Annotated in this window: 22 protein-coding genes and 2 tRNA genes; 9 read left to right on the forward strand and 15 right to left on the reverse strand. The window is 73.8% G+C overall.

Going from position 1 to position 25,269, the window contains the following annotated elements; translation table 11 throughout:
• Window positions 1–14: 14 nt before the first annotated feature.
• The 8 genes from rpmG to FBY23_RS24100 all read right to left on the reverse strand — a co-directional run bounded on the left by rpmG (window position 15) and on the right by FBY23_RS24100 (window position 5,099).
• Window positions 15–185: a 50S ribosomal protein L33 gene (rpmG, locus tag FBY23_RS24065; RefSeq protein ID WP_028654832.1), complete on the reverse strand. Its 171-nt coding sequence runs from the start codon at window positions 183–185 to the stop codon at window positions 15–17.
• 42 nt (window positions 186–227) lie between these two features.
• Window positions 228–301: transfer RNA gene (locus FBY23_RS24070), tRNA-Met, on the reverse strand.
• A 50-nt stretch (window positions 302–351) separates the two neighbouring features.
• Window positions 352–424: transfer RNA gene (locus FBY23_RS24075), tRNA-Thr, on the reverse strand.
• 73 nt (window positions 425–497) lie between these two features.
• The gene (locus FBY23_RS24080) at window positions 498–1,895 is read right to left on the reverse strand and encodes an amidase (protein WP_141800451.1); all 1,398 of its coding nucleotides are present in this window, start codon (window positions 1,893–1,895) and stop codon (window positions 498–500) included.
• 57 nt (window positions 1,896–1,952) lie between these two features.
• A complete protein-coding gene (locus FBY23_RS24085; RefSeq protein ID WP_141800452.1) occupies window positions 1,953–3,005 on the reverse strand; it encodes a hypothetical protein in 1,053 nt (350 codons plus the stop codon).
• Complete coding sequence (locus FBY23_RS24090) at window positions 3,005–3,712, reverse strand: LrgB family protein (RefSeq protein WP_141800453.1); 708 nt, start codon at window positions 3,710–3,712, stop codon at window positions 3,005–3,007. The genes FBY23_RS24085 and FBY23_RS24090 overlap by 1 nt, the downstream gene beginning before the upstream one ends.
• Entirely contained in the window at window positions 3,709–4,104 is a 396-nt protein-coding gene (locus FBY23_RS24095; protein WP_141800454.1) for a CidA/LrgA family protein, read from the reverse strand. Before FBY23_RS24095 ends, FBY23_RS24090 begins: the two co-directional genes overlap by 4 nt.
• Window positions 4,101–5,099, reverse strand: coding sequence for a pirin family protein (locus FBY23_RS24100; RefSeq protein WP_141800455.1), 999 nt, complete (start codon window positions 5,097–5,099; stop codon window positions 4,101–4,103). Before FBY23_RS24100 ends, FBY23_RS24095 begins: the two co-directional genes overlap by 4 nt.
• A gap of 70 nt (window positions 5,100–5,169) precedes the next feature.
• Here FBY23_RS24100 and FBY23_RS24105 point away from each other — a divergent pair, with 70 nt between their 5' ends.
• A complete protein-coding gene (locus FBY23_RS24105) occupies window positions 5,170–6,285 on the forward strand; it encodes a glycosyltransferase (protein WP_141800456.1) in 1,116 nt (371 codons plus the stop codon).
• On the opposite strand, the gene mptB is transcribed toward FBY23_RS24105, so the two are convergent.
• Window positions 6,275–7,801: a polyprenol phosphomannose-dependent alpha 1,6 mannosyltransferase MptB gene (gene mptB / locus FBY23_RS24110; protein WP_160158355.1), complete on the reverse strand. Its 1,527-nt coding sequence runs from the start codon at window positions 7,799–7,801 to the stop codon at window positions 6,275–6,277. The two genes, FBY23_RS24105 and mptB, sit on opposite strands and share 11 nt — an antisense overlap.
• 151 nt (window positions 7,802–7,952) lie before the next feature.
• On the opposite strand from mptB, the gene FBY23_RS24115 reads away from it, so the two are divergent.
• The 6 genes from FBY23_RS24115 to FBY23_RS24140 all read left to right on the forward strand — a co-directional run bounded on the left by FBY23_RS24115 (window position 7,953) and on the right by FBY23_RS24140 (window position 15,241).
• Window positions 7,953–8,555 (forward strand): RDD family protein, encoded by a 603-nt coding sequence (locus tag FBY23_RS24115; RefSeq protein ID WP_141800458.1) that lies wholly within the window; start codon window positions 7,953–7,955, stop codon window positions 8,553–8,555.
• Window positions 8,556–8,598: 43 nt separating this feature from the next.
• Window positions 8,599–9,069 carry a nitroreductase family deazaflavin-dependent oxidoreductase gene (locus tag FBY23_RS24120; protein WP_141800459.1) on the forward strand — a complete coding sequence of 157 codons (471 nt, stop codon included), beginning with the start codon at window positions 8,599–8,601 and terminating at the stop codon, window positions 9,067–9,069.
• Window positions 9,070–9,115: 46 nt separating this feature from the next.
• Entirely contained in the window at window positions 9,116–11,668 is a 2,553-nt protein-coding gene (locus FBY23_RS24125) for an AMP-binding protein (RefSeq protein WP_141800460.1), read from the forward strand.
• Window positions 11,665–12,678 carry an iron ABC transporter substrate-binding protein gene (locus tag FBY23_RS24130; protein WP_141800461.1) on the forward strand — a complete coding sequence of 338 codons (1,014 nt, stop codon included), beginning with the start codon at window positions 11,665–11,667 and terminating at the stop codon, window positions 12,676–12,678. The genes FBY23_RS24125 and FBY23_RS24130 overlap by 4 nt, the downstream gene beginning before the upstream one ends.
• Window positions 12,679–12,866: 188 nt before the next feature.
• Window positions 12,867–14,204: an iron ABC transporter permease gene (locus FBY23_RS24135; protein WP_260806530.1), complete on the forward strand. Its 1,338-nt coding sequence runs from the start codon at window positions 12,867–12,869 to the stop codon at window positions 14,202–14,204.
• Complete coding sequence (locus FBY23_RS24140) at window positions 14,204–15,241, forward strand: ABC transporter ATP-binding protein (RefSeq protein ID WP_141800463.1); 1,038 nt, start codon at window positions 14,204–14,206, stop codon at window positions 15,239–15,241. The genes FBY23_RS24135 and FBY23_RS24140 overlap by 1 nt, the downstream gene beginning before the upstream one ends.
• A gap of 17 nt (window positions 15,242–15,258) precedes the next feature.
• On the opposite strand, the gene FBY23_RS24145 is transcribed toward FBY23_RS24140, so the two are convergent.
• Both FBY23_RS24145 and FBY23_RS24150 read right to left on the reverse strand, forming a co-directional pair.
• Window positions 15,259–16,401 (reverse strand): response regulator transcription factor, encoded by a 1,143-nt coding sequence (locus FBY23_RS24145; RefSeq protein WP_141800464.1) that lies wholly within the window; start codon window positions 16,399–16,401, stop codon window positions 15,259–15,261.
• Window positions 16,401–17,528, reverse strand: a complete 1,128-nt coding sequence (locus FBY23_RS24150; RefSeq protein WP_141800465.1) for a response regulator transcription factor — start codon at window positions 17,526–17,528, stop codon at window positions 16,401–16,403. Before FBY23_RS24150 ends, FBY23_RS24145 begins: the two co-directional genes overlap by 1 nt.
• A 137-nt stretch (window positions 17,529–17,665) precedes the next feature.
• Here FBY23_RS24150 and FBY23_RS24155 point away from each other — a divergent pair, with 137 nt between their 5' ends.
• Window positions 17,666–19,036 carry an FAD-dependent oxidoreductase gene (locus FBY23_RS24155; protein WP_141800466.1) on the forward strand — a complete coding sequence of 457 codons (1,371 nt, stop codon included), beginning with the start codon at window positions 17,666–17,668 and terminating at the stop codon, window positions 19,034–19,036.
• Window positions 19,037–19,064: 28 nt separating this feature from the next.
• Here the strand turns inward: FBY23_RS24155 and FBY23_RS24160 are convergent, their stop codons facing one another.
• The gene (locus FBY23_RS24160; protein WP_141800467.1) at window positions 19,065–20,114 is read right to left on the reverse strand and encodes an LD-carboxypeptidase; all 1,050 of its coding nucleotides are present in this window, start codon (window positions 20,112–20,114) and stop codon (window positions 19,065–19,067) included.
• Between the two features lie 91 nt (window positions 20,115–20,205).
• On the opposite strand from FBY23_RS24160, the gene FBY23_RS24165 reads away from it, so the two are divergent.
• The gene (locus tag FBY23_RS24165; protein ID WP_160158356.1) at window positions 20,206–21,720 is read left to right on the forward strand and encodes an ATP-binding protein; all 1,515 of its coding nucleotides are present in this window, start codon (window positions 20,206–20,208) and stop codon (window positions 21,718–21,720) included.
• A 1-nt stretch (window position 21,721) separates the two neighbouring features.
• On the opposite strand, the gene FBY23_RS24170 is transcribed toward FBY23_RS24165, so the two are convergent.
• The 3 genes from FBY23_RS24170 to FBY23_RS24180 are packed head-to-tail and all read right to left on the reverse strand — an operon-like array spanning window position 21,722 to window position 25,136.
• Complete coding sequence (locus tag FBY23_RS24170; protein WP_141800469.1) at window positions 21,722–22,408, reverse strand: response regulator transcription factor; 687 nt, start codon at window positions 22,406–22,408, stop codon at window positions 21,722–21,724.
• The gene (locus FBY23_RS24175; RefSeq protein WP_141800470.1) at window positions 22,398–23,222 is read right to left on the reverse strand and encodes a hypothetical protein; all 825 of its coding nucleotides are present in this window, start codon (window positions 23,220–23,222) and stop codon (window positions 22,398–22,400) included. The genes FBY23_RS24170 and FBY23_RS24175 overlap by 11 nt, the downstream gene beginning before the upstream one ends.
• A 3-nt stretch (window positions 23,223–23,225) precedes the next feature.
• Complete coding sequence (locus tag FBY23_RS24180; RefSeq protein WP_141800471.1) at window positions 23,226–25,136, reverse strand: hypothetical protein; 1,911 nt, start codon at window positions 25,134–25,136, stop codon at window positions 23,226–23,228.
• Between the last annotated feature and the right edge of the window lie 133 nt (window positions 25,137–25,269).

The following is a 25,269-nucleotide window of genomic DNA, read 5'->3' on the forward strand; positions in this document are numbered from 1 at the left end:
TCGACGGCGCAGCGTCAGCGGGTCTCGCGGTGCGCGGTGTGCTTGCGGCACCGCGGGCAGAACTTCGACAGCTCGATGCGGTCGGGGTCGTTGCGCCGGTTCTTCTTGGTGATGTAGTTGCGCTCCTTGCAGTCCACGCACGCGAGCGTGATCTTGGGGCGAACGTCGCTGCTCTTGCTGGCCACAGAAAGTCCTTCAGTTGCTGGTGGTGGTGCCGGGGTACTCGGTAGCGGGAACGGGGATCGAACCCGTGACCTCACGATTATGAGTCGTGCGCTCTAACCGTCTGAGCTATCCCGCCACGTGAGGAGGGCGCCTTCCGCGTCTCCCGCGGGCGGCGCCCCATCTCAGAGCCCCTTTACGGAATCGAACCGTAGACCTTCTCCTTACCATGGAGACGCTCTGCCGACTGAGCTAAAGGGGCAACGACGGAGAACGATACACGCGCTCCCGTACGGTCAGAAATCGGCGCCGCATTTCGGTGTTGCCGACCTGGATCAGCCCTGGATCCGGGCGAACGGAGAGGCCTGCTCGAGCTCGTAGGCGAGCTCGATGAGCACCGCCTCCTGGCCCGGGGCGGCCCCCAGCATCATGCCCTGCGGGAGCCCCGCGGCGGTGGTCGCAAGGGGCAGCGAGATCGCCGGCGCTCCGGTGACGTTCTGCCACGGGGTGAAGGCCACCCAGTCGAGCAGCCGGTCGATGATCGTCGCGTAGTCCTGGGTCGGGTCGAGGTGACCGACCTTCGGCGTCGCGGTGGCGAGGGTGGGGGTGAGCGCGACGTCGTACTTGTCGTAGTAGAGCTCGGCCTGCGCGTTGGCGCGCTTGAGCCGGGTGATCGCACCGGGCACCTTGTGCAGGTTGCGTCGGGCGTGCCGGGCCAGGCCGAGGGTGAGGTTGTCGTGCTTCGACGCGTCCCAGGTGCGGCCGTGGAACGCGCGCCCCGTCGTGAGCATGACCTGCGCGAGCAGCGCCCAGTAGAGCAGGAAGTCGTCGACGAAGCTCGGGGCGACCGGGGCGTCGGTCTCGGTCACCGTGTGGCCCAGGTCCTCGAGCAGGCTCGCGGTCTGCTCGGTCAGCGCCCGGGTCTCGGCGTCGGCGCTGCGGCCCACGCCGCTGGTGTTGAGCGCGACCCGCAGTCGGCGCTTGATCGGCCGGGTCAGGTCGCCGATCGGCGGCAGGTGCAGGTTGCGGTAGTGGCGCTCTGCCTCGCGGTAGAACACGGCCGTGTCGCGCACGGAGCGGGTCACGACGCCGTCGGAGATGATCCGGATCGGCATGTCGCGGAACATCTTGTCCTGCGCCAGCCGGCCGCGGGTGGGCTTGAGCCCGACCAGGCCGTTGACCGCGGCGGGGATCCGGATGGACCCGCCGCCGTCGTTGGCGTGCGCGATGGGTACGGCACCCGCGGCCACCAGCGCCGCGGAGCCGGAGCTGGAGGCACCGGCGGTCCGCTCGGTGTCCCAGGGGCTGCGGACGGCACCCAGGCGCGGGTGCTCCGCGGAGGCGCTGAAGCCGTACTCCGAGAGCTGGCTCTTGCCGAGCGGCACCAGCCCGGTCGCGAGGAACATGTCGGCGAAGTCGCCGTTGCGCCTGGCCGGCCGCGGCTCCCACGCGTCGGTGCCCGACCGGGTCGGCATGCCGGCGACGTCGACGTTGTCCTTCACCAGCGTCGGCACGCCGGACAGGAAGCCCGGGCGCGGGTCCCGGGCGTCGCTGCGGGCGCGGTCGAAGGCGGCGTACGCCATCGCGTTGAGCTCCGGGTTGACCGCCTCGATCCGGGCGATCGCGGCCTCTGTGGCCTCCGCCGCGGAGACCTTCCCGGCGGCGAGGTGCTCGGCGAGGCCGACCGCGTCGAGGTCGGCGAGGGCGTCGTCGGTGAAGGCGTGCACGCGCATGCAGGGAACCTAGCGCTTCGTCGGGCGCCGAACGTCCGACCAGGGTCGTAAGTCCGCTCAGCCGTTGAGGTACGCCGACGCCTCGAGGTTCCACGGCGTCCGGGCCCGCTTCGGGAGGTGCTCCCCGCGGGTCACCTCGACGAGCGGGCGGCTCTCGTCGTACGCGATCCCGCCGGGGCGGGTGAACTGCAGGGTGATCCACAGGTGCGAGCCGACCGGCTGGTCGCGCAGCACGTCGAGCTGGGCGCGGACCATCGGCCACAGCGGGTCGTCGGAGAGCCGCGGCTGCCGGGTACGTGGACCGGCACCGTCGGGGAGCCGGACGTCGACCTGCACCTGGAAGGTCCCGACGGGCTGCTCGACGACATTGCCGGCCTCGTCGTACTCCTCCCCCAGCGCGCGGCGGCTGGGGTTGCCGACGAACAGCAGGGAGGCCTCGCCCTCGGGCACCAGGCGCGTGCTGTCGACGACGCGGTCGTAGGCCGTCAGCAGCTCGGGGGTGAGCCGGGGCGACGCACCGATCGAGCCGGTCCGCCCCCACCAGTCCGTGTCGGGCGGCGGGTACGGCCGACGGACCACCAGGTCGGGGACCGCGGCGAGGTCGGGCATGGTCACGATGGCGGCGGCGGTCTCGCGGGGCGTGGGGGTGACCACGTCCCACTCGCCCTCCTCGATCGTGACCGGCAGCCCCAGCGCGGCGGTGGCCCGGACCAGCAGCTCGGCGTCGGCCCGGTTGCCGGCGTGGTCGCGGACCCGGCCGACGCCGGCGGCGGAGCCGTCGAGCCAGGCGGCGTCGTAGAGCTCGGTCGTGCCGGCGCCGAGGAACACCGCGGTGGTGACCTCCTCGGCATCGCGGGTGCTCTTCCAGCGGCCCAGCTCGTCGAGGACGTCGGCGACCTGGTCGGGTGTCGCATCCGGCTCCATGTCGACGACGCCGTGGTAGCCGTAGTAGTCGGTGTCGAGCGCGACCCGATCGAGTGCGACGTCCCGCACCCCGGGGAGGTGGCGCAGGTCGGACGCCGGGCCGGGCGGACCGGCCGTCCCACACGCCGCAACGAGGCCGAGGAGCACGACGCCGGCGACCGCCGCCCCGAGCCTGCGCAGCCCCATCAGAACAGGACCAGCGCCAGCAGCGGGACGAGCATGCTGATCGCGAGCGCCGAGAGCCCCATGCCGAGGCCGGCGAAGGCGCCCTCCGTCTCGTCCTCCCTCAGCATCCGGGAGGCACCGATGCCGTGCGACACCGCGCCGACGGCGAGCCCCCGGGCCCGCCGGTCGCGGATGCGCAGCAGGTTCAGGGTCGCCGGCGCGATGACGGCGCTGACGATGCCGATGCCGATCGCGAACACCGCCGCCAGTGGCGGGATCCCGCCGAGGGTCTGGGTGAGCGCGATCGCGACCGGCGTGGTCGCGGCCTTGGTGGCGAGGGTCTTCTCGAGGACCTCGTCGGCGCCCAGCGCGCGGGCGATCAGGACCGCGGTGACGATCGAGGTCACCGCCCCGGCGACGACCGCCACGAGCAGGGGGACGACGAAACCAGCGAGCCGGTCGGCCTGGCGGTGCAGCGGTATCGCCAGCGCCACCGTCGCCGGGCCGAGCCAGAACGCGATCAGCTCGGTGGCGCTGCGGTAGTCGGCGTAGTCGACGTCGAGGACGGTGATCGCCACCGCCGCCACCGCGATCGCGGGCAGCACCGGCTGGGCCAGGGCGTGCCCGCCGGTGCGGGTCCGCAGCCAGCGGCCGGCCTGGTAGCCGACCAGGGTGACCAGCAGCAGCGTCACCGGCGAGCGGGCGAGGTCGAGCAGGTCGTCCCTCACACCGCCTCCCCCGCACCGTCCGGGCGGGCGCCGAGGTCGTCGCGGGGCTTGCCGAGCAACCGCTCCAGGCCGACCGCCGTCCAGGCGACCACCACGAGCCCGAGCAGCCAGGAGCCCAGGACCGCGGCCGCGATCGGCAGCGCGTCGTCTCGCAGCACCGCGAGGTAGACGACGATGCCGACGCCCGCGGGGACGAAGAACAGCTGCAGGTGCCGCAGCAGCGCGGTGCCGGCGCGGACGATGGCGCCGTCGTCGCCGTACCGGCGCACGCGCAGGAACACGAACAGCAGCAGCATCCCGGCGACCGGACCCGGCACCGTGACGTCGAGGACGCGGACGACGACCTCCCCGAGCACCTGGAACGCGACCAGCCAGGTGAGGCCTGCGATCACCGGCGTTCCCTCAACCGGGCGTTGGGCAGCCCGGGTGCGGGGATCGGGCGCAGGGGCTGGTCGGGTACGACGCCGAACCGGCCCGGCGCGACCTGGCGGCTGTCGGGGACGAGGTTGCCGTCGGGGCCGGTGATCTGCTGCTGCCAGGCGGCGCGGTACGCGACGATCTCCTCGTGGGTGCGGCCCACGAAGTTCCACCACATCACGATCGACTCGCCGAACGGCGGCCCGCCGAGCACCAGCAGCCGCGCCCCCTCGTCGCCGGCGACCAGGACCAGCTCGTCGCCGCCGGGGGGGACGAACGCGAGGTCGGCGACCTTCGCGTCCACCTCACCCACCGACACCGAGCCGAGGTCGACGAGGACGCCGAGCTCGAAGGCCGGGTCGACGGGCACGCGCAGCGTGGTGCCCGGGTCGAGGACCAGCTCGGCGCCGAGCAGCGGGGTGAAGGTGGTGACCGGTGAGCTGTCGCCGAGCAGCGAGCCGAGGAAGACGTGGGCCCGCCAGCCGTCGCCGGCGACCTCGGCCGGGGCGTAGTGCTGGAACCCGGGGTCGGTGTCGCGGGCGGCGTCCGGCAGCGCCACCCAGAGCTGGGCGCCGTGCAGCACCGTCGTGTCCGGCGTCGACACCTCGGAGTGGCTGATGCCCTGGCCGGCGGTCATCAGGTTGACCTCCTGGGGCCGCACCATCGCCACGTTGCCCGCGCTGTCACGGTGCTCGATCTCGCCGGTGAACAGCCAGCTCACGGTCTGCAGGCCGGTGTGCGGGTGCGGGGCGACCTCCATGCCGCCGCTCTCGCTGACCAGGTCCGGGCCGTAGTGGTCGAGGAAGCACCAGGCCCCGATCAGCGAGCGGTGCCGCTGCGGCAGCGTGCGTCGTACCGGCATCGCGCGGGGTCCGCCCAGCGGCACCTCCCGCGGCTCCATCAGCTCGATGCCGGCGGCCTGCCGGCCCTCGCAGATCACCTCGTCGGGCTTGGCTTCCGGGTTGCTCATGCGTCCATCCTTCCGCCCCCGTCAACCGGCAGGTGGGCGAGGGTTCACCCGTTCCGGCGATGGTGTGCCCGTGCGGATCGCCCAGCTGGCCAACTTCGTCGGCGCGACCTCGGGAGGCATGCGGACTGCGATCGAGCAGCTCGGCCAGGGGTACGTCGCCGCCGGTGCCGAGCGTCTCCTCGTCATCCCGGGACCGGTCGACGCCGTACGGACGACGCCGTTGGGGGACGTCGTCCAGGTCCGCGCGCCGCGAGTGGGCGGCGGGTACCGGCTGATCGTCGAGCCGTGGCGGGTCACCGAGGTCCTGGAGCGGTTCGCGCCGACCAGCGTCGAGTGGAGCGACAAGCTGACCCTGCTGCCGGTCGCATGGTGGGCGCGACGCAACGGCGTGCGCTCGGTGCTGCTGTCGCACGAGCGGATGGGCGACATGTTCGCGATGCGCACCGGTCTCGAGACCACCTCGAAGGTCTCGATCGGGCTGCTCAACCGGCTGATCGTGCGCAGCTTCGACACGGTGGTCGTCACGTCGGCGTACGCCGAGGGTGAGTTCCGCTCGGTCGCCGACGCCGCCGGCTGCCCGGTGTCGCGGGTGCCGCTCGGGGTCGACCTGGCGACCTTCCGTCCCGTTCCTCGTCCGGTCGGCGGCAGTGGGGAGCTGCGACTGGTCCACGCCGGCCGGCTGTCCCGGGAGAAGTCCCCGCACCTGGCCGTCGCGACGGCCGTGGAGCTGCACCGGCGCGGGATCCCGCTGCGCCTCGACGTGTACGGCGAGGGCCCGCACCGCGACGAGCTCGAGGCCCTCGCCGCCGGGGCGCCCGTCCACTTCCACGGGTACGTCGACGGCCGGGCCGCCCTGCGCGACCGGCTCGCCGCCGCGGACGTGTCCTTGTCCGTGTGCCCCGGCGAGACCTTCGGCCTCGCCGTCCTCGAGGCCCTCGCCTGCGGCACCCCCGTCGTGACCGCCGACCGCGGCGGCGCCCGCGAGCTCGTCGACGCCTCGTGCGGCGCGTGGGGTGCGCCGACGCCCGAGGCGCTGGCCGACGCCGTGCTGCGGCTCCTCTCGCTGCCCGAGTCGCGTCGTCGTACCGCTGCCCGGGTGCGGGCCGAGCAGTTCGGCTGGGACCGCACCGTCGCCCGGATGCTGGCGCTGCACGCCGGCGACCGGGTCGGGGTACTCAGCGCCTGAGCGCCTCCCCCCGCTCTCCCTCGATCGCGGGAGGGGCGAGCGGCGCGACGATGCGGGCCAGGCGTTCGCGCGCGGGCGGGGTGAGCAGCAGGACCGGCAGGAGCAGAGCGACGGTCATGCAGCCGATCACGATCGCGTAGTAGGCGCCGTGCAGCGAGGAGTCGAGCGGCGCGACCAGGCCGAGAAGGACCGAGACGGCGACGAGGGCTCCGGTGGCGTGGCGCGGGAGGCGTTGGGTGGCGAGGAAGGGCGGCAGCAGCAGGAAGTACCAGAGGTGGACGACCGGCGAGAGCAGCACGAACGCAGAGCCCACGGTGGCGACGGCCGCGAGCGCCGTACGCCGGGAGCCGGTCGGCCAGCGCAGCCCGACCCAGGCGCCGACGCCCAGCGAGGCGAGCAGGCCGAGGGCACGGACCAGGTCGCGGAACAGGGCGGGCTCGGTGCCGAGGCCGAGATGCAGGGCCAGCCAGTCGAGGACGCCGCCGACCAGGGTGGTGGCGGACAGCGGGGTGTTGACCTCGCCGGGGACGGTGAGCGCGCGCAGCCAGCCGTTGCCGATGCCGGTGGCGACGCCGAGCCCGACCAGGGTGCCGACGGACACCGCGCCGACGGCGCCGAGCCGCCGCAGCCGGGCGACCAGGTCGGCGCCGACGGGCAGCGAGACCAGCACGATCCCCACCGCCACCAGGCCTCCGGGCACCTTGACGCCCGCCGCCACGCCGGCGAGCACCGCGCCCCAGGCCCAGCCGCGCTCGACGGCCACGACGAGGGCGGCGGCCATCAGACCGACCATGAGCAGGTCGTTGTGCAGGCCCGCGACACCGTTGGCCATCATCAGCGGCGACACGATGACCAGCGCGGTCGCGACGGCCGGGTTGGCGCCGCCCCACGCCGCCAGCCGCGGGACCGCCCAGGCCAGCAGCACGAGGCCGATCAGTGCGAACCCGCGGTGCGCGATCACCAGGATCCACGGGTTGCCGGTGATGCCCGCGACGATCGCGCCGAGGAACACCGGCACCGGCCCGTACGGCGTGGCGGTGTCCCACCACAGCGGGTCGACGGCCTGGACGATCGGCGGGCCGGTGATCCAGCCCGGTAGCGGGAGGAAGGTGTCGGGGGCCAGCGCCCCCGGCCCGACGACGTACGGCGAGAGCCCCACCTCCGCGAGCTTGCCCTGCGCGGCGTACGACCAGCCGTCGCGGGAGAACAGCGGCGGGGCGAGCATCAGCGGCGCGGTCCACACGATCGCGGCGAAGCGCGCGAGGGCCACGCCCTCGACCGGGTCGGTGGTCTCGCGCTCGCCCACCGCGACCGTGCGGCACAGCCGCAGCCAGGCGTTGGCGAGCAGGCCGAGGCCGACCAGGACCACCACCAGGCCGGTCATCCGGCCCACCTCGTGGGCCCGCAGCGCCTCGAGGGTGCCGATGCGCAGCACCGGGGTGGAGGCGGGGAGGGTGGCGGTGACGAGTCCGCCGAGCAGCACGAGCAGGCTGCCGAGCGTTCCGCGAGCGATCACGGTCGCAAGGTAGGGGCGCGCGACGGCAGTGGGTTGAACGTCGGGACAACGGGGCAAGAACGCTCGCAATGCCGACTCGGAGGCGCCTTTCCGCACTACATTGCTGCCACCCCCGGGTGCGCACGCGCACCCCATGACCCGAGGAGCTCGCATGTCCCAGAACCAGCCGCCCCCGCCGCCCCCGCCGGGCGGTACGCCGCCGCCCCCGCCGGGTGGGTACGGCGGCCCGCCGCAGCCCCAGCCGGGCGGCACCGCCGCCGGCGTGCCGCGTCCGGGCGAGCTGCTCAACCGGTTCCTGGCCCGCCTGATCGACCACGTGCTGCTCGGCGTGGTCTACGCGATCATCTACGCGGTGTTCAGCGGGATCTTCCTGACCGGCTTCATCCACTCCTTCGGCGAGTATTTCCTGTTCTGGACCGTGACCGCGATCCTCCAGGCCGCCATCTACCTCGGCTACTTCGCCTTCATGGAGTCCAACTCCGGGCAGACCGTCGGCAAGATGGTGCTGAAGCTGCGGACCTACGGCCCCGACGGCGTCAGCAAGCCGACCATGGAGCAGGCGATCAAGCGCAACGCCTACTCGGCGCTGGGCCTGCTCAGCATCATCCCGTTCATCGGGTGGTTCTTCCTGGGCTGGGCGGTCCCGCTCGCCGCGGTGATCTACATCGCGATCACACTCAACAACGACCAGCCCAACCACCAGGGCTGGCACGACAAGTTCGCGGGCGGCACCCGCGTCATGCAGGTCGGCTGACCCGATCGTCGCACCGGGGGAGAACAGGTTCTAGGGTTCGCCCATGGGCCTGTTCACCCCCGTCGCGATCAAGCTCGGCTCCCAGCCGTGGATGCCGGGGCTGCTCCCCCAGATCACCTGGACCGACAAGCACCTGCAGCGGCTCACCGGCCGCCGGGTGAGCCTGGTCGGGCTCGCCGGCCTGCCGAGCCTGCTGCTCACCGTGAAGGGCCGCAAGTCGGGCATCCCCCGCTCCACGCCGCTGCTGTGCGTGCCCTGGCAGGGCGGCTGGCTGATCGCCGGCTCGTCCTTCGGCGCCCCGAAGCCGCCGGTCTGGTCGGCGAACCTGCGCGCGGCGGACACGGTGGAGGTCGACTACCGGCGCCGTCACCACACCTGCGCCTGGCGCGAGCTGACCGGCGAGGAGAAGGCCAGGGCCTGGGCGCACATGGTGACCATCTGGCCCAACTACGACAAGTACGTCGAGTGGACCGACCGGGTGATCCCGGTCTTCCTCCTCACCCCATCTCAGTAAGGGCAGGCTTTCCGCAGGAAGGGCAGCCTTGCTTTAGCCTTCCCCCATGGGGGTCGGCACAGGAGGGGCACAGGTCGCGGCGCGCATCGCCGGCGACCTCGCTCGCCACGGCGACCACCCCGCGCTGCGCACGCCCACCCGAACCCTGACGTACGCCGACCTCGACCGCCGGGTCGCGACGTCCCGCGACCAGCTGGCCGCCCTCGGCGAGGCCCACCTGGTGCGGCTCAGGCCGGCTCCGACGGCTGAGTTCGTGGTGGCCTGGCTGGCGGCCCTCACCGGCGGGCACGCCACGCTGCTCACCCACGACGACGGCCTGGCCCGTGCGTACGGCGTCTCGGTCGAGCACGCCGCCGGCCACTGGCAGCCGACCGGAGCCACCGCGCCGGGGCTGCACCCCGACCTGCGGCTGCTGCTGAGCACCTCGGGCTCGACCGGGTCCCCCAAGCTGGTGCGGCTGTCCGCGGACAACCTCGACGCCAACGCCACCGCCATCGCCTCCTACCTCGGGCTCACCGGCGACGACGTCGCGCTGACGACGCTGCCGCTCGACTACTGCTACGGACTGTCCGTGCTGCACAGCCACCTGCTGGCCGGCGCGAGCGTGGTGCTCGACGACCGCTCGGTGACCGACCCGGCCCTGTGGGAGCGGGCCCGGGCGGAGGGCGTGACGTCCTTCGCGGGCGTGCCCTACACCTTCGACCTGCTCGGCACCGCCGGCTGGCCCGAGCTGCCGACGCTGCGCCAGGTCACCCAGGCCGGCGGCCGGCTCGCGCCGGACCGGGTGCGTGCGCTGGCCCGCCAGGGCGCGCGCGAGGGCTGGGAGCTGGTCGTGATGTACGGCCAGACCGAGGCCACCGCCCGGATGGCGTACCTGCCGCCCGAGCGGGCCACGACCCACCCCGGCACCGTGGGCGTCGCGGTGCCCGGCGGGGCGTTCCGGATCGACCCGGTCGCGGGCGCCGGGGACGGCGTCGGCGAGCTCGTCTACCGCGGACCCAACGTGATGATGGGGTACGCCGAGGCGCCGGCCGACCTCGCGCTCGGCTCCGGCCCCGGCGAACTGCGCACCGGCGACCTCGCCCGCTTCACCCCCGAGGGCCTGGTCGAGATCGTGGGGCGGCGCTCGCGCTTCGCCAAGCTGTTCGGCCAGCGGATCGACCTCGACCGGGTGCAGACGCTGCTCGGCCTGGGCGGCCACGACGTCGGGTGCGCGGAGTCGGTCGACGGGCGACAGCTCGTGGTCGCCGTACCCGGCCGCCCGGACGGCGACCACCTGGCCGACGTCGCCGCGGCGACCACCGCCGCGACCGGGCTTCCCGCGCACGCGGTCCGCGTCGTCGCGGTCGCCGAGCTCCCGCGGCTGCCCAACGGCAAGCTCGACCAGCAGGCCGTCGCCCGGCTCGAGAACGCGCCGACGCCGGTCGCCGACCCGCCCGAGGCGTCGATCGCGCGGCTCTACGCCCGCGTCCTCGGCCACCCCCACGTCGGCCCGGACCAGTCCTTCGTCGGGCTCGGTGGCGACTCGCTGTCGTACGTCGAGCTCTCGCTGCGCCTGGAGAGCCGCCTGGGCCGGCTGCCCGCCGACTGGCCGAACCGGACCGTGGCCGAGCTCGCCGCCCGCCTGGCACCCGGCGCTCCCGCGCCTCGTCGCCATCGGGTCTGGGCGCGGGTCGACGTCACGATCGTGCTGCGCGCGCTGGCGATCGTGCTCATCGTCGGCTCCCACACGAACCTGTGGGTGGTGCTCGGCGGCGCGCACGTGCTGCTCGCCGTCGCCGGCGTGAACTTCGCCCGCTTCCACCTCGCCGACGACGGCCCGCGCGAGCGCGTGGGGCGGGTCACCCGGGCCGCGGCGCGGGTCGCCGTCCCGTCGGTGCTGTGGATCGGTGCGGTGGCGCTGCTGACCGGCGAGCCCGGGTGGCGCACCGTGTTCCTGCTCAACGACCTGCTCGGCTCGCGCGACTGGTCCGAGCCCGCCTGGTACTACTGGTTCGTCGAGGTGGTCCTGATCCTCACCGTCGGCGCCGGGCTGCTCACCGCCGTGCCGCGGGTCATGGCGTTCGAGCGCCGCCACCGGTTCCCGCTGGCGCTGGTCCTGGCCGCCGTCGCACTCGTCCCGCGCCACGCGGCCACGCTGGCGTCGTACGACGGCGACGTCATCCACTCCACGCTCTTCGTCGCCTGGCTCTTCCTCGCCGGCTGGGCCGCCGCCGTCGCGCGCGGCCCCCGCGACCGCGCGGTGGTCACCGCGGTGCTGCTCGCGGGCTGCTGGGGCTTCACCGGCGACACCGCGCGGGACCTGCTGATCATCGCGGGCGTGGTCGTCCTGGTGTGGGTCCGGACGGTGCCGTGGCCGCGACTGCTGGTCGGCCCGACCGGCGTGGTCGCGAGCGCGTCACTGTACGTCTACCTGACCCACTGGCAGGTCTATCCCTGGTTCGAGACCCGCTGGCCGCTGGGCGGGCTGCTCGCCTCGCTCGCTGTCGGCGTCGTGGCGTGGCAGGTCGTCAACCGCGCCTCCGCCCGGGTCTCCGCGCCCCTGCGCCGACCGTCTCACTACGCTCCCGTCCATCCGATCGATGAGGAAGTCCGATGAAGAACAAGCTCCTCCGCACGGGTCTCGCCATCGCGGGCCTGACCCTGGTCGCCCCGTTCCTGGCGGCCTGCGGCGACGACGAGCCGACGCTGGTGGTCTACAACGCCCAGCACGAGCCGCTGCTCAAGGAGCTCGCGCCGGAGTTCACCAAGGAGACCGGCATCAAGGTCGAGCTGCGCAACGGCAAGGACCTGGAGATGTCGAACCAGATCATCGCCGAGGGCAAGGCCTCGCCCGCCGACGTGTTCCTCACCGAGAACTCCCCCGCCATGTCGCAGGTCGAGGCCGCCGGCCTGTTCGACAAGCTGCCCGCCGACGTCCTCGGCGTGATCCCCGAGCAGTACCGCCCGCACAGCGGCCTGTGGACCGGCTTCGTGGCCCGCTCGACGGTCCTGGTCTACAACACCGACCAGGTCCAGGACTCGCAGCTGCCCGCCTCGCTGCTCGACCTCGCCAAGCCGGAGTGGAAGGGGCGGATCTCGTTCTCCCCCACCGGAGCGGACTTCCAGGCCATCGTCGCCGCCGTCCTCGAGCTCGAGGGCGAGGAGGCCACCAAGGCGTGGCTCGAGGGGATCAAGGCCAACGGCAAGGTGTACGACGGCAACAACCTCGTGCTCGAGGCGGTGGACTCCGGCCAGGTCGAGGTCGGCATCGTCTACCACTACTACTGGGAGCGTGACCGCAAGGAGAACGGCGACGTCAGCGACCACTCCGCGCAGCACTACTTCACCGGCGGCGACCCCGGCGCATTCGTGAGCGTCTCCGGCGCCGGCGTCCTCAAGTCGAGCGACATGAAGCCCGAGGCCCGCAAGTTCGTGAAGTTCCTGGTGGACCGCAAGGGCCAGCAGATCCTCGCCGACAGCTACGCGCTGGAGTACCCGCTCAACCCGGACGTCCAGCTCGAGGGCGTCACCAAGCCGTTCAGCGAGCTGCAGCCGCCGCAGGTCAACGTGTCCGACCTGGACGCCGAGAAGGTCGTCGACCTCCTCGAGGAGGTCGGCTTCCTCTGATCGTCCGTACGTCGAGCCGCTCGACCCCCGCTCTCCTCCTCGTCGGGCTGGCGATCGCCGCCCTGGCGCTGGTTCCACTCGGCTACGTCCTGTGGACCACGGCCGAGCTCGGCCGGACGGAGGCCGTCGACTTCTTGTGGCGCCCCCGGATCGGGGAGCTGCTATGGAACACGTCGCGGCTGCTGGTCGTGGGGGTGCTCACGAGCGTCGTGGTCGGCGTGGCCGGAGCGTGGGTGGTCGAGCGGACCGACGTACCGGGTCGCGGATGGTGGCACGGCCTGCTGTGCGCGCCGCTCGCCGTACCCGCGTTCGTCAACGGCTTCGGCTGGGTCTCGACGACGCACGCGGTGCAGTCGTACCCGGGTGCGGTGATGGTGGTGACGCTGTCCTACTACCCCCTCGTCTACCTGCCCACGGTCGCCGCGCTTCGGCGGCTGGACCCGGCGGTCGAGGAGGTCGCGACGGCGCTCGGCAAGGGGCCCTGGCAGGTGTTCCTCCGGGTCACCCTCCCGGCGATCAGCCCGGCGGTGCTGGGCGGTGCGCTGCTGGTCGGGCTGCACCTGCTGGCGGAGTACGGCGCCCTGCAGCTGCTCAACTACCCGACCCTGACCACGGCGATCCTGCAGCAGTACGCCACCGTCTTCAACGGCCCCGAGGCGACCCTGCTGGCACTCGTCCTCGTCACCTTCTGCCTGCTCCTGCTGGGCATCGAGCTGCTGCTGCGGGGCCGACGGCCACGTTCGCGCGTGGGTGCCGGCACCAGCCGGGAGTTCTCCCGGGTCCGGCTCGGCCGGCGGCGGCCGCTGGTCGTCGCGGGTCTGGCCGGGCTCGCGCTCTGGGCGCTCGGCGTCCCCCTCGCCGCCCTGGTGCGCTGGCTGGTCCGCGGCACCTCGACCGGGCTCGAGACCGGCGAGCTGGCCGGCGCGCTCGGCAACACACTGCTGCTCGCGGTGCTCGCCGGCGCGCTGACCACGGCCGCCGCGATCCCCGTGGTGTGGCTGGCCGTCCGGCACCGCGGCTGGGTCACGACCGCCATCGAGCGCAGCGTCTATACCGCGAGTGCGATGCCGGGCATCGTGATCGCACTGGCCCTGGTGACGGTCTCGATCCGGGTGGTGCCGGACCTCTACCAGACCCTGCTGCTCCTCCTGGTCGGCTACCTCATCCTGTTCCTGCCGCGGGCCGTGGTCAGCGTGCGCGGCACCTTCGAGCTGGTGCCGCCCGGCCTCGAGGAGGTGGCTCGCAGCCTGGGCTGCTCCGGGCCCGAGGTCGCACGCCGGGTGACCCTGCCGCTCGTCGTACCCGGCCTGGCGTCGGGCGCCGCCCTCGTCGCCCTCGCCGTGTCCACCGAGCTGACCGCGACCCTGCTGCTCGCGCCGCTCGGCACCGAGACGCTCGCGACGAAGTTCTGGTCCGACGCGTCCTCGATCGCCTACGGCGCCGCGGCGCCGTACGCCCTCGCCCTCATCGTCTTGTCCGTCCCGTCCACGTGGCTGCTGGCCCGACTGTCGATCAGGAGCCGCTGATGACCGCACTCGAGATCCGCGGCCTGACGGCCGGCTACGGCCGCACCACCGTGCTCCAAGGGGTCGACCTCCACGTCGGCTCCGGCGTCACCGCGATCCTTGGCTCGTCGGGCTGCGGCAAGACCACGCTGCTGCGGGCGGTCGCGGGCTTCGTCGAGCCCACCGCCGGCACCATCGCGGTCGCCGGGCGACCGGTCGTCGGCGGCCCGCGCCCGGTCCCGGCGCGTGATCGCGGGATCGGGTACGTCCCCCAGGAAGGTGCGCTCTTCCCGCACCTGAGCGTGGCCCGCAACGTCGCCTTCGGCCTGCCCCGGTCCCGCCGCCGCGATGCCGGTGCGGTCGTCGCCGAGGCGCTGCAGCTGGTCGAGCTCGACCCCGCCCTGGCCGAGCGCTACCCCCACGAGCTGTCCGGCGGCCAGCAGCAGCGGGTCGCCCTGGCCCGGGCGCTGGCCCCGCGGCCCGCGCTGGTGCTGCTCGACGAGCCGTTCTCCTCGCTCGACGCCTCCCTGCGCGAGGAGACCGGTCGCGCGGTGGTCCGGGCGCTGCGCGCAGCCGGAGCGGCCGCCGTACTCGTCACGCACGACCAGGGCGAGGCGCTCTCCCTGGCCGACCAGGTGGCCGTGATGGTCGCCGGCCAGTTCCTGCAGGTCGCCGCCCCCGCCTCGGTCTACCTGTCCCCCGCCGACCCCCGGGTCGCGGCGTTCATCGGCCACGCGTCGCTGCTGCCGGGCGAGGTGCTCGGCGAGGGTCGCGGGCGGTGCGCGCTCGGCGAGGTGACGCTGCGGTCCGGTGGCTCGGCGGGCACGGCACGGTTCGCCGTACGGTCCGAGCAGCTGCAGGTGCGGCCCTCCGGCTCCGCCGACGGCGTCCCCGGCGAGGTCGTCGACGTCAGCTTCTTCGGCCACGACGCCACTATCCGAGTGCGGCTCGCGTCGGGCGAGCAGGTCACCGCACGTACGCCGGCCGACTCGGTGCCGGCCGCCGGGGACCAGGTGCGCGTCGTGGTCGTCGGCGACGTGATCGCGTTCGCCGACTGATCCACCGGCCCCCGCGCCTAGCCCACGTACCAGCCGGCGGGCCCGATCTCCCCACCCATCCGCGGCACGTACTGGTCGAAGAACACCCGCGCGATCAGCTCGCGTCGTGACCGCACGCCCGCCTTGTCGAAGACGGCCTTGAGGTGGTCCTGGACGGTGTACGCCGACAGATGCAGGGTGCGGCCGATCTCTTGGGTGCCGACGCCCTGCAGCACCAGCTGGGTGACGTCGCGCTCGCGCGGGGTCAGGCCGAAGGCGGCGACGACGAGGCCGACGATCTCGGGCGGACGGGCCTCCTCGATGGTGATCACGACATCGCCGTCGTGGTCGCCGGTGCTGCTGAGCGGTCCTGCCTGGAGGATCAGCCAGCGGCCGAGCCGGGTGCGGGCGCGGCAGCGGGGCAGCACGGTGGACTCGCCCCGGGCATAGCGGCGCGCTGCGCCGACCAGGCCAGAGAGCAGAGCGACGGGGATCCCGCCCTGGGGGGCGCGGGCGAGCTCGCGGAGCCGGTGCTCAGCGGTGGGCGTCATCTGGGCGATCCGGTACCCGGCGCCGATGATGACGACGGCCGGGCCGGGGAGCTCGGTGCCCCCGTCCTCGGGTTCGTCGACCTCGGCCAGCCGGGCCATCAGGCCGGCGCGCACGCCACGAGCGAAGGCGGGCGCGAGGGAGGCGAGGAAGTCGATCTCGGCATTGTCGAAGGGCCGGTCGTCGGCGCCGCGCATCAGACCCATGCCGCCCCACACCTCGGTGCCCTCGCGGAAGACCAGGCGGGCCTCGTCGGCGTGGCCGAAGTGGAGCAGGTGGTAGGACGCGATCCGCATCGAACGCTCGACGTCGCCGCCGGTCTGCAGGAAGACGCCCGCGGCCGGACGCTCCGCCGTCGCGAGCTCAGTGAACGAGGTCGCTTCCGGGCTGCCGTACTCGAGCAGGCCGAACTCGTCGTCACGCGGGTCCTGGGTCAGCAGGTGCCCGAACTTGCGGTCGCTTGTCAGGAGGAGGGTCCGCGGGTCGTGGGTGCCGACGCAGGCACTCACCCACGGCACCGCTCGACGCAGCGACTCCACGGCCTCCACCAGGAAGGAGTCGAGGTCGAGGCCGGCCTGTGCCACCACCCCGACGTCTTGCCGCACGCGCTCGCGGGTCAGCGTCGAGGCCATCAGGAGAACCAACCGGACGGGGCCAGCTCGCTGCCCATGCGAGGGACGTACTGGTCGAAGTAGACCCGCGAGATCAGCTCGCGTCGTGACCGCACGCCTGCTTTGTCGAAGACGGCCTTGAGGTGGTCCTGGACGGTGTACGCCGACAGGTGCAGCGTGCTCGCGATCTCCTTGGTGTCGACGCCCTGCAGCACCAGCTGGGTGACGTCGCGCTCGCGCGGGGTCAGGCCGAAGGCGGCGACGACAAGCGCCACGATCTCCGGCGGACGCGCCTCCTCGATGGTGATCACGACGTCGCCCTCACGGTCGCGGAAGGTGCTGAGTGGACCGGCCTGGAGGACCAACCACATGCCACCTGCGGTGCGCAGCCGGCAGCGCGGGGGCGCGGGGATCTCGCCGCGTGCGTAGCGGCGGGCCGACGCGATGAGCGCGGCGACCGGGGAGACCGGGTCAGGGTGGGTGGGGCTGCCGGCCAGCTCGCCGAGCCACTGCTCAGCGGTCGGCGTCATCTGGGTGGCCCGGTCGTCGGGGCCGACGATGATCACGGCGGGACCGGGACCGGGAGCCGGCGCGACGACGTCTGCCATCCGGGTGAGCACGCCGGCGCGGACGCCGCGGGCGAACATGCCGGTCAGCGAGGCGAGGAAGTCGATCTCCCCGGCGTCGAACGGCCGGTCGTCGGGGCCGCGGAACAACGCCGCGGCGCCCCACATCTCCCGGCCGTCACGGAAGGCCACCCGGGCCTCGTCGCCGATACCGAAGCGCGGCACCATGAACCGCTCCATCCGGGGCGAACGCTCGACCTCCCCGCCGTGCACGAGGTGCACGCCGGCGGCATCGGTCTGGGTGCGGACCAGCTCGGTGAACGCGGTGGCCTCGATGTCGCCGTACTCGATCAGCGCGAACTCGTGATCGTGCTCGCTCTCGCCCGCGAGGGCACCGTACTTGCGGCCGCTGGTGAGCAGGTGGGTGCCGGGGTCGTGGGTCGCCACGCAGGCGCTCTCCCAGGGGACGGCCCGGCGTAGGGAGGTCATCGCCTCCTCGAGGAAGGTCTCGAGGTCGAGGCCGGCGCGCGCGACGACGTCCACGTCCTGGCGCACGCGCTCAGCGGTCAGTCCTCGGGCCATGCCAGCAGTGTGGCGGATGCATCCGGGGGTGCGTATCCCACTTTTCTGGGGAAGTCCCGATCCCAGTCGCCAGTACGCGCAGCACCACCCGGAACAGGGATGGTCCGGACCCGTCGCGCGACCGCAGGGTGGGCGCCATGACCACCACTCCTGACCTCACGTCCCTGACCCGGCTCGGCGCCGGTTGCGAGCTCCACCTGCCCGGCGACGACGGGTACGACGTCGCCCGCACACCGTGGAACCTGGCCGTCGACCTGCGGCCGGCCGCGGTCGCCGTCCCGCGCACCGTCGCCGAGGTGCAGGCGGTCGTCCGGGCCGCGGCAGCCGCCGACCTGCGGGTCGCCCCGCAGAGCACCGGCCACGGTGCCGCGCCCCTCGGCGAGGGCGCCCTCGACGACGTCGTCCTGCTCCGGCTGCACGCCCTGACCGGTGTCAGTGTCGACCCGGCGACCCGCACCGCACGGGTCCTCGGCGGGACCCTGTGGGAGGACGTCGTCACCACGGCGGCCGCGCACGGGCTGACCGCGCTGCACGGCTCGGCTCCTGACGTGGCCGTCGCCGGCTTCGCGCTGGCCGGCGGGCTGTCCTTCTACGGTCGCCGGCACGGCCTGGCATCCGGCTCGATCCGGGCCGTCGAGGTCGTCACCGCCGACGGCGCGCTGAGGCGGCTGAGCGCCACCGAGGAGCCGGACCTGTTCTGGGCCGTGCGCGGCGCGGGAGGCAACGTCGGCGTCGTCGTCGCCGTCGAGCTCGAGCTGCTGCCGTACGCCGACGTGTACGCCGGCATGCTGCTGTGGGACCGCGAGCGGGCTCCCGAGGTGGTCCGGGCCTGGGTCGAGTGGACCCGCTCCGCACCGGAGTCGGCGACCACGTCGCTACGGGTGATGAGCTTCCCGCCGCTGCCCGAGCTGCCCCCGTTCCTGTCCGGGCGCGACATCGTCGTCGTCGACGGCGCCGTGCTCGAGTCCGACGAGGACGCGGCCGCCGTGCTGGCGCCCCTGCGGGCGCTCCAGCCGGAGCTGGACACCTTCGGACGGATCCCGACGACGGCGCTGCTGCAGGTCCACATGGACCCGCCGGGCCCGTCGCCGGCAGTCGCCGACCACAGCGTGCTGGGCTCCCTGGACGACGCCGCGGTCGAGGTCTTCCTCGAGCAGGTCGGTCCAGGCACCCGCGGCGGGCTGATGTTCGCCGAGCTGCGGCACCTGGGCGGGGCGTTCGCCGTACCGGATGCGGACGGGGGCGTGCTGTCGCACGTGCCCGGCGAGTACGCGCTCCTCTGTGTCGCCATGGCCCCCACCCCGCAGGCCGCGGTCGCCGGCCGGGCGGCGGCCTTCACGGTCGTGCGGGCGCTGGGCGCGTGGTCGCGGACCAGCCTGGTGCCGACATTCGCCGAGACCCGCGTCGACCCGAGCAGGTTCTACGACGGCGAGGACTGGGTCCGGCTGTGCCGCGTGCGCGACGCCGTCGACCCCGAGCGGCTGCTCGTGGCCAACCACGGCATCTGATCTCGGTCGGGCCCGGGTGTGGGTCGGGTCAGCCGAAGTCGGCCCACACCCGCCGGGCGGCGCCGTCGACCGTGACGGCTCCTCCGTGGGGGAGGATCCACTGCGGTCGGGTGTGCCCGAAGGGGATGCCGACGCAGACGACGGCGTCGGGGTTGTAGCGGCTCACCTGCTCGAGGACGACGTCACGCTGGGCGGCGCGCAGGGCAGCCCGCTCGGCCGGGTCCGGCCGTCGCTCGAAGTCGGAGACCGGTGGTCGCGCCACCAGCACCGCGTCGGCTGCGGCGATGAGACCGCGCTCCCCCAGGGCACGCACGATCCAGCCGACCTCACGGGCGGGGAGCAGCTCCTCCGAGGTCTCGAGCAGCAGCACGCCGCCGGCCAGGGCGTCCGGCTCCTCGCGGAACCGGCCCGCGGTCAGCACCCACTGGAGCACCTCGAGACAGCCGCCCCAGGTCGGCCCCGTCACCGACCGGGCGGGGCCCGACCAGGCCCACGGCTCGGTGGGCTCCCGGTCGCCGTACTCCGTGAGGGCACGGGGGTCGTTCCAGTCCCGGCCGACGTCCTCGGACTCGCCCGGGTCGGTCACCTCCAGCCGCCCGCCGTCGAGCAGGGCCGCCCGCAGGGAGGCTTCGTGCACGGGATCGAGGCCGGGCCCCGGGCCGAGGTGCACCTGGGTGGAGCCGCCGTAGAAACTGGCGATGCCGAGCGACCACAGCCACTGGTGCAGGTTGGTGTTGTCGCTGGTGCCGAGGAACGGCTTGGGGTCGCGACGAGCCGCCGCCGCGTCGAGGTGGGGCACGACGGTGACCTGGTCCTCGCCGCCGATCGTGGCGACGATCGCGCGCACCTCCGGGTCCGCGAGGGCGGCGTTGACGTCGGCTGCCCGCTGCTCCGGCGACGCCCCCAGCACACGGGTGGTCGGGTACTCCACCGGCACCAGCTCGGTCACCTCCGCCAGCCGCCGCATCGCCTGCTCGTGCACGGCCGGCGCGAACCCCGGCGCGGCGAAGGACGGCGACAGCACCGCGACCTTGTCGCCGGGTCGGGCCTTGGGCGGGTGGGCCGGAGCACGGGTCATGGAGCCAGCCAAGCACGGGTCGGACCGGGACCGGCGTACCGAATCCGGCCGATCCCGCCCGGAACCGGGCAGCGCTGCCGACAATGGGAGGGTGACGGCGCACCTGGGGGGCCGTCGGGACCGTGACCCCGCCGGGTCGCCCACCCGGCGGTGGATCCGCCGCGACGGGCACAGAGCAAGGCACTCGTCGTGGTGGTGGAGTGCTGCCGTCGCCGGCCTGCTGCTGTACCCGTACCTCGTCGTCGCGATGATCGGCGACCCCGACGGCGAGCGGGTGATCCTCGCCGGGCACGCGGTGATGCTGCTGTCCGACCTGCTGGTGCTCGGCGCGAGCGTGGCGCTCGCCGTCGACGCACGCCTGATGTACGACGGCCTGCGCGGCAGCATGGCCGTCGCCGCTGCCGTGGTGGCACTCCAGGACGCACCGCTGGAGGTGCTCGGGATGATCGACCGGTCACTGAGCCCGCTCGCCTTCCGGCTGACGAGCGGACACCTGGTCACGGTGCTGATCGTGCTCGTCGTGATCCACCGGGGACGCCGCGCCGCCGTCCCGGGCAGGTACCTGATGGTGACTGGCATCGTGCTGGGCCTGAGCGCCTCGACACTCACTATCGGCCTGCATCGGGCCGTGAAGCACTTCGAACGCGACGCGGGCGTCCTGACGACCGACGACCCGGTCGACATCGCAATCATGGTGTTGATCGGCCTGGTCCTGGTGGCGATCGGCCTGCAGCTGGCGACCTCCGCGCTGCCTAGGTGGGCCACGGCCCGCATCGGCGTCGGCATGCTCGCGATCTTCACGGCCCGGCTGTACTCGACCGTCGTCGACGCGATGACGCCCCCGCCCATCGCCGTCGTCGGCGTCGCGCTGTTCAGCGCCCTCACCGCCACGACTGCGGCCTCCCTGCTGCGGATCGCGCTGGAGCACCTGGACGCCCGGGTCACCCGCTACGCCCATCTCGCCGCCGAGGCCGAGGCCGAGGTCAAGCAGGACCGCGAGGTCGCGCACGAGGTCAGGTCGGCAGCCGCCGGACTCGCTGCCGGCGCGCGGCTGCTGGCCAGCGGGCAGATCCCTCCCGGGCCGCGACGCGACGCGCTGGAGAAGATGGTCGACATCGAGGCGGCCCGGCTGCGTCGTACCGTCGCCGCCCAGCCGGGTCCGATGACCATCGTCGACGTCGACGCCGTCGTCTCCTCGTTCGTCGTCGCCCAGGCCACCCTCGGCCACGTCGTCGCCTGGACTCGCGGCGGCCACCGGGTGCGTGCCCGGCACGACGCGCTCGCCGAGGCCCTGGGCACCCTGGTCAAGAACGCCGCCGACCACGCCGGCGGCCAGGGCACCACCATCACCTCGCGCCGGGTCGGCGAGCACGTCGAGATCCTGGTCTCCGACGACGGCCCCGGCCTCGAGCCCGCGCTGCGCGAGCGGCTGTTCTCGTGGGGCAGCCACGGGCGGGCGTCCGGCGGTCAGGGCATCGGGCTGCACCGGGCCCGCCGGATCCTGCACGAGCAGGGCGGGACCCTCGAGCTGGGCGAGCGGCCCGACGGCGGTGGTACGACGTTCGTCATCCGGCTGCCACGGGCGCGGGGACCGGAGGAGGACTAGATCACTGCCGGGCCCGGGGGAACACCTCCAGCGACCGCCGGTACAACGCCACCGCCGCGAGCTGCGAGTCCACCCCGAGCTTGCGCCGCAGCGACTTCACCTGGCTGCGGACGGTGGCCTCGGCGACACCGGACGCGTCGGCGATCCGGCGTACGGACAGGCCGTCGTAGAGAGCGCCGAGGACCTCGTACTCACGGTGGGTGAGCAGCTCCATGCGGCGTACCAGCTCGCGCTGCTCCTCCGCGACGCTCTCCCACTCGCGCAGGGCGCGCTCGCGCAGGACGTCGGGCGTGGGCGAGCCGCCGGCGAGGGTGTCGCGGACGGCCTTGGCGAGCCCGGCGGTGGTGGTCGTCGTGGGGAGTACGCCGGTCGCCCCGGCGCCGAGGACGGTGCCCCAGCGGGGCCCGAACTCGCTGTCGGTGAGGACCAGCCAGCGGATCGGGCCGCGGCTGACGAGCAGCTCGACGTCGTGGAGGAGGTCGGGGGTGCGCAGGTCGCAGAGGATCACGCCGACCGACGCACCGCTGCGGGCCAGGCCCTGGCGGAAGGAGAGGCGGCCGCCGCGCTCGGGCCACTCGAAGAGGACCGGTGCCAGGCCGCGACCGCGCAGGGCCGCGGCGATCGCCTGGCCGACGAGACGTCGCTCGGCGACCAGCGCCACGCGCCGGACCGGCTCCTCAACGGACATCGAGGACGACACGGTCGATCGTTCCGTGGAACTGGTCGGAGGAGCCCTGAGCGATCCGGCCGCGGTCGGCGACCTTGGCTCCGACGGACAGAGGGGCGTGGTCGAAGGTGATCGCGCCGGGGTCGCCGGCGACGGTCCACTCCTGGGGGTCGGTCTCGCCGTCGAGGTCGACCAGCCGCAGCCGCACCGACGGGCCGGTCCGGGTGCAGGTCAGCCGGTACCAGCGATCGGGCGTCACCGGCTGCTCCGCCGTGACGAACACCTCCCCGAGGGTCCCCGCGAGCCGGCAGGACGGGACGCCGTGGTCGAGCTGGACCTTGAGCTGCGCAGCCTGGCCGAACCGCCCCCGCTGCACGAGGTTGTCGCCGTCGTCCTCCGGGCGCCCGGCCGTCGCCGGGTCGGCACGGAAGTCCACCGCCACCAGCAGGTCGGCGGTGCCGGGGTCGAGCGGGTCGGCGGCCGACGGGTCGGTGCGCACGAGGAGCGCGGCCGCCGGGACCGGGCCCTCGGCGGCGTAGGCCGGGGTCCGGATGGCCGAGCCTCCGCCGCGGCCGGGCGTCCAGGTGAGGCGGCCGCCGGCCTGGGTGACGACGGTGACGTCGACCCGGGCGGTGCCGCTGTTGACGGTCCCCGGGACCATGTCACCGGGGACGACCACCTGGTCGAAGCCGAGCCCGAGGTCCACCTTGACGAGGCCCTTGGCCGGCGGCCCGGACGGCGGTGCGGCCGTCGGTGTCGCAGCGTCACCACTCACCGCGCATCCGCCCGCGGCACCGATCGCGAGCAGGACGACCACCAGGGCCGGGGCCGACATGACTCAGCCGCCCTGCACCGGAGGACCGGCGAACACCACGCCCGGCGTCCAGGTGCCGCGGACCGCGGCCACTTCGCCGCTCGGGCGGCCGGACTGCGCGGTCTGGGTCCAGCCGGTGCGCCGCAGGCGCCCCGACCCGGTGACCCAGTACAGGTGCTTGCCGGCGACGAACATGCCCCGCACCCGGCGCGGCGCGAAGCCACCGACCCGTCGCGACGCCACCAGTCGCTGGGCACCGACGATGCCGCTCTCGGGGTTGAAGTAGCGGTAGTGGAGGGCCCGGGAGCCGGCGAGGGTGAAGTAGATCCGTCCGCGGTCGTAGAACATCCCGGTCACACTCGCCAGCTCGGCCCGCCAGGCCAGCAGCGGCGTCACTGCATCGGCTGCGTCGACGGGCTCGGCCGGGCCGTAGCCGCTGCCGTCGAAGGCACGCCGGGTGAAGGACCCGTCCCGCCCGGCGACGTACAGCCGGCCGTCGAGCAGGAACGCACCGGCGACCGCTCCCCAGTCCGGCCCGCCGGGCACCGCCGACGCGGGTCCGGCCCGGCCACCCCGGTGGCTGCGGCGGAGCAGGTCGCTGCCGCGGCCGTTGTAGACGGTCGCGGGGCTGCGCGGCGTCGCGAGCGCCGGGTACGACGCCCCGCCGGTCGGGAGCAGCGCGATCCGGGCGCGCACCTGGTCACCGATCCGGTCCGTGTCGGAGCCGACCCACAGCCCGGCGCCCGTCGCGAGCAGGTCGCCGACGCCGATCCCCTTGGAGCGACCCGGATTCCAGCTGAACGGAAGGCCGTTCACGGGGCTGAGCGCGGCGATGCCCTCGCGGCTCACGGCCCCCGGGCCGGCGGTGTTGGAGCCGAACGGGTTGTTGAGCCAACGCTGGTGGCCGCCGACGTACACCGCTCCCGCGGTGACCTCGACCGACTGGAGGGTGTCGCCCCCGGTCGACGAGATCCACGACGGTCGAGCGGCACGGTCGGTGCCACGGGTCTCGAAGCGCGCGACGCTGTCGCACGGCGATCCGGGACCACCGGGACCTCCGGAGGTGGCGACGACGAAGTACGAGCCGTCCGGTGCGAAGGCGACGTCGCGGACGTAGCTGTAGTAGATGTCCACACAGGTGGCTGCGTAGAAGCGGGTGTGGAAGGACGTGGCCCGCGCGCCGTGCCGCAGGTCGAGCACGGCGAGCTGCGAACGCCGCTCGCCCTGGACCGAGCGGAAGTTGCCGATCAGCGCCAGGTAGCGCCCGTTCGCGCTGACGTCGATCCGCGAGACCGAGGTGCGGCCGAGGCCGCGCCGGGCCCGTCCGGCGACTGCCAGGTCCGGGTTGCTCCGAGCCCGCCCGGTCCGCGGCGCGAGCACCGCGAGCGCGCGCCGATTGTGCCCGCCGATGCGGGAGAACGCGCCCGCGACCCAGAGCCTGTTGCGGACCAGGCGCAGGTCCCGGACCGGGCCGTCGACCCGACCTGCGTCGAAGCCCGGCACCACCGAGCCGCCGGCGAGCGCGACCTGCGCGACCCCCGGCCGCGGCAGCCCGCCGATCCGGGCGAACTCTCCGCCGACGTACACCGTCCCGTCACGGCCGACCGCGACGGCGTTGACCGCTCCGTCCGGGTCGGGGTGGAAGCCCGGGTCGATCCGGCCGGTCGCGGCGTCGAAGGAGAGCAGACCGCGGCGCGGGAGCACCACGTCGCTGCCGTCGTCGCTCGCCCGGGTGAAGCTGCCGCCGAGGATCACCGTGCCACCCACCTGCACGACGGCGAGGACCTCGCCGTCGAGCACCTGCGGGGTGCCGGCGACCGGCTGCTCACCGACCAGGGAGCCGCCGCTCTCGGAGCCCGCCGAGGCCGGCGCGACCAGCAGCGCCGACCCCAGGAGGGTGACGCAGCAGAGCACGACTGCAGCGATCCGTGTCATGGCGACCTCCCCTCCCCACCGGTCCGATGAACGGGTTCACGTGGTCACTGGCGACAGTAGGACGGTCCAACCGGAGCCATGGCGGGTGCGCCGTTAGTCCCCCAAAATTGGTGAGCCGCCACGAGCGGAGGCC

Origin of the sequence: Nocardioides sp. SLBN-35, from assembly GCF_006715725.1 — a bacterium.
GTDB lineage: Bacteria > Actinomycetota > Actinomycetes > Propionibacteriales > Nocardioidaceae > Nocardioides.